4 protein-coding genes are annotated in these 3,636 nt (G+C 73.2%); 2 read left to right on the top strand and 2 right to left on the bottom strand.

Translation table 11 applies throughout. The annotated features are described in order from the left end of the window. Positions 1 to 3: 3 nt before the first annotated feature. On the bottom strand, positions 4 to 546 hold the full coding sequence (moaB, locus tag Q0112_RS02390) for a molybdenum cofactor biosynthesis protein B (protein WP_297970906.1): 543 nt from the start codon (positions 544 to 546) through the stop codon (positions 4 to 6). A 3-nt stretch (positions 547 to 549) separates the two neighbouring features. Continuing rightward, the gene (locus tag Q0112_RS02395) at positions 550 to 1,332 is read right to left on the bottom strand and encodes a uracil-DNA glycosylase (RefSeq protein WP_297970908.1); all 783 of its coding nucleotides are present in this window, start codon (positions 1,330 to 1,332) and stop codon (positions 550 to 552) included. A gap of 81 nt (positions 1,333 to 1,413) precedes the next feature. Here Q0112_RS02395 and Q0112_RS02400 point away from each other — a divergent pair, with 81 nt between their 5' ends. Both Q0112_RS02400 and pyrC read left to right on the top strand, forming a co-directional pair. Next, positions 1,414 to 2,397, top strand: coding sequence for an aspartate carbamoyltransferase catalytic subunit (locus Q0112_RS02400; RefSeq protein ID WP_297970911.1), 984 nt, complete (start codon positions 1,414 to 1,416; stop codon positions 2,395 to 2,397). Then, positions 2,391 to 3,636 (top strand): dihydroorotase (pyrC, locus tag Q0112_RS02405; RefSeq protein WP_297970914.1); only part of this gene is annotated, 1,246 nt, incomplete at its 3' end. The genes Q0112_RS02400 and pyrC, both read left to right, overlap by 7 nt.

The raw sequence follows: 3,636 nt of genomic DNA on the forward strand, positions 1-3,636 counted from the left end.
CGCTCACTTCCGCTGCAGATGCTCGGTCAGCCGCGGCATGATCTCGACGAAGTTGCAGGGCCGGTGCCGCGCATCGAGCTGCGCCGCCAGGATGCCGTCCCAGGCGTCGCGGCAGGCGCCGGGAGAGCCCGGCAGCGCGAAGAGATAGGTGCCCCCCGCCACCCCGGCGCAGGCCCGGCTCTGGATCGCCGAGGTCCCGACCTTCTCGTAGGAGAGCAGGGTGAAGAGCGTCCCGAAGGCCGGCACCGCCTTCTCGTAGACCGCCTCGTGCGCCTCGACCGTCACGTCCCGCCCGGTCAGCCCGGTCCCGCCGGTCGAGATCACCGCATCGACCCCCGGATCGGCGATCCAGGCCCGGAGCCGCGCCTCGATCTCCGCCTGCTCGTCCCGCACGATCGCCCGGTCGGCCAGGAGGTGCCCCGCCGCCGTCAGCCGCTCGACCAGCACATCCCCCGACCGGTCCTCGGCCAGCCCGCGGCTGTCCGAGACGGTCAGCACCGCGATCCGCACCGGCAGGAAGCTCCGCGAAGCGTCGATCCCGGCCATCCCTCAGCCTCCCATCCGCGCCTTCAGCATCACGAGGTCGGCCCAGACCTCGCGCTTCTTGCCCGGGTCGCGCAGCAGCGCCGCCGGATGGAAGGTGGCGATCGCCGGCACCCCGCGCCACTCGTGCCACTTGCCCCGGAGCCGCGTCACCCCGAACTCCGCCGACAGCACCGCCCGCGCCGCCGGCGAGCCGAGCAGCAGCAGGAACTCCGGCCGCGCGAGCTCGATGTGGCGGAAGAGGAAGGGCAGCATCTTCGCCGCCTCGTCGCCCGAGGGGTCGCGGTTCTGCGGCGGCCGCCAGGGCAGCACGTTGGTGATATAGGCCCCGGCGCGGGGATCCTCCGCCCGCCGCGACAGCCCGATCGCCGCCAGCATCCGGTCGAGCAGCTGCCCCGACCGCCCGACGAACGGCAGCCCCTCCCGGTCCTCCTCCCGCCCCGGCGCCTCGCCGATCACCATCACCCGCGCCCGCGGGTCGCCGTCCGCGAAGACGAGGTTCCGCGCCCCCTGCTTCAGCGAGCACCCCTCGAACGCGCCGATCGCCGCCCGCAGGCTCGCGAGATCGCCGCACCCCGCCGCGATCTCCACGCTCCCCCGCTCCACGACAGCCGTCCGCACGGCCGGCGCGACCGGCTGCGCCGCCGTTGCCGCCCGCGCGGCCGGAGCCGCCGCGCGGACCTCGAAGCGGTCGACCGGCTCCTCGGCGATCGCCTCGTCGGCGCCGAGCTCCACCTGCCAGGCGAGCGCGGCCAGATCGGCGGCGAAGGAGACGGAATCGGCATCCATGCCGCAAGCCTAGGCCGGCCGCCCGCCCGGCGCCAGATCCGCGGCGCTCCGGCTTGTCGCCGCCGAATCGGCTGCTTATAGATGCCGCCAACGCACCGGAGGGCCGTCTTGTTCGCGCACCGCCACCTTCTCGGCATCGAGGGCCTGTCGCGCGAGGACATCGAGACGGTGCTCGACCTCGCCGAGACCTACGTCGCCCTCAACCGCCAGTCCGACAAGCGCGCCGACGCCCTCAAGGGCCTCACCCAGATCAACATGTTCTTCGAGGCCTCGACCCGCACCCAGGCGAGCTTCGAGCTCGCCGGCAAGCGGCTCGGCGCCAACGTCATGAACATGTCCGTCGCCTCCTCCTCGGTGAAGAAGGGCGAGACCCTCATCGACACCGCGATGACGCTCAACGCCATGCACCCCGACCTCCTCGTGGTGCGCCACCCTTCCTCCGGCGCCGTCAACCTCCTCGCCTCCAAGGTCAACTGCGCCGTCCTCAACGCCGGCGACGGCCGCCACGAGCACCCGACCCAGGCCCTGCTCGACGCCCTCACCATCCGTCGCCGCAAGGGCCTCCTCTCCCGCCTGACCGTGGCGATCTGCGGCGACATCGCCCACTCCCGCGTCGCCCGCTCGAACATCATCCTGCTCGGCCGCATGGAGAACCGCATCCGCCTGATCGCCCCCCCCACGCTCATCCCGCCCGGCGCCGACCGGATGGGGGTCGAGATCTTCGAGGACATGCGCGAGGGTCTCGAGGGCGCCGACGTCGTCATGATGCTCCGCCTGCAGAAGGAGCGCATGGACGGCGCGCTCATCCCCTCGATGCGCGAATACTACCACCGCTTCGGCCTCGACGCCGAGAAGCTCGCCCATGCCAGCCCCGACGCCATCGTCATGCACCCCGGCCCGATGAACCGCGGGGTCGAGATCGACGGCACGCTGGCCGACGACATCAACGTCTCCGTCATCCAGGAGCAGGTCGAGATGGGCGTCGCCGTCCGCATGGCCGCCATGGACCTCCTCGCCCGCAACCTCCGCGCCCGCAACGAGCCGGGCGGAGCCGTGCCGTGCTGACGCTCGCCAACGCCCGCCTCGTCGACCCGGAGGGCGACCGCGTCTTCGCCGGCGGCCTCGTCATCGAGGAGGGCCGGATCGCCGAGGTCTTCGAGGGCGACCGCCCCGGCCAGGACTGCGGCGGCAGGCACCTCGCCCCCGGCATCATCGACGTCGGCGTCAAGGTCGGCGAGCCGGGCGAGCGGCACAAGGAGAGCTTCCGCACCGCCGGCGCCTCTGCCGCCGCCGGCGGGGTGACGACGATCGTCACCCGCCCCGACACGGTCCCGGCCATCGACACCCCCGAGACGCTCGAGTTCCTCCAGCGCCGCGCCGTCGCGACGAGCCCCGTGAACGTCCTGCCCATGGCCGCCCTCACCAAGGGCCGCGACGGCCGCGAGATGACCGAGATCGGCTTCCTGATGGACGCCGGCGCCGTCGCCTTCATGGACGGCCGCGCCGTCTCCGACGCCCGCGTCTTCCACCGCTGCCTGACCTACGCCGCCGGACTCGGGGCCCTCGTCCTCGGCCACCCGCAGGAGCGGAGCCTCTCCGAGGACACCTGCGCCACCGCCGGCCAGTTCGCGAGCCAGCTCGGCCTGCCCACCGTCTCGCCGGTCGCCGAGCGCATCGGGCTCGAGCGCGACCTCGCCCTCGTCGAGGCGACCGGCGTCCGCTACCACGCCGACCAGCTCACCACCGCCGCCGCGCTCGCCGCCCTCGCTCGTGCCCGCGCCGCCGGGCTGAAGGTGACGGCCGGCACCTCGATCCACCATCTCACGCTCAACGAGTTCGACATCGGCGACTATCGCACCTTCTTCAAGCTCCGCCCGCCGCTCCGCTCCGAGGACGACCGGATGGCGACGGTCGAGGCGCTCGCCGAGGGGCTCATCGACCTCGTCGGCTCCTTCCACAGCCCGCAGGACGAGGAGGAGAAGCGCCTCCCCTTCGAGGAGGCCGCCCCCGGCGCGGTCGGCCTCGAGACGCTCCTGCCCGCCGCCATGCAGCTCTTCCACGCCGGCCACCTGACGCTGCCAGCCCTCTGGCGAGCCCTCTCTCTCAACCCGGCCAGGCTCCTCGGCCTCCCCTCGGGACGCCTCGCCCCCGGCGCCCCGGCCGACCTCGTCCTCTTCGACCCGGACACGCCCTTCGTCCTCGACCGCGCGACGCTCCGCTCGAAGTCGAAGAACACCCCCTACGACCTCCGCCGCATGCAGGGCCGCGTCCTCGCCACCTGGGTCGCCGGCCGCCGGGTCTTCG

Origin of the sequence: uncultured Amaricoccus sp. (assembly GCF_937858865.1) — a bacterium.
In the GTDB taxonomy this organism is placed as follows: domain Bacteria; phylum Pseudomonadota; class Alphaproteobacteria; order Rhodobacterales; family Rhodobacteraceae; genus Amaricoccus.

Coding starts and splice junctions, on each gene's coding strand:
- Q0112_RS02395 (WP_297970908.1), bottom strand. CDS start 1,332: ATGGATGCCGATTCCGTCTCCTTCGCCGCCGATCTGGCCGCGCTCGCC.
- moaB (WP_297970906.1), bottom strand. CDS start 546: ATGGCCGGGATCGACGCTTCGCGGAGCTTCCTGCCGGTGCGGATCGCG.
- Q0112_RS02400 (WP_297970911.1), top strand. CDS start 1,414: ATGCCGCCAACGCACCGGAGGGCCGTCTTGTTCGCGCACCGCCACCTT.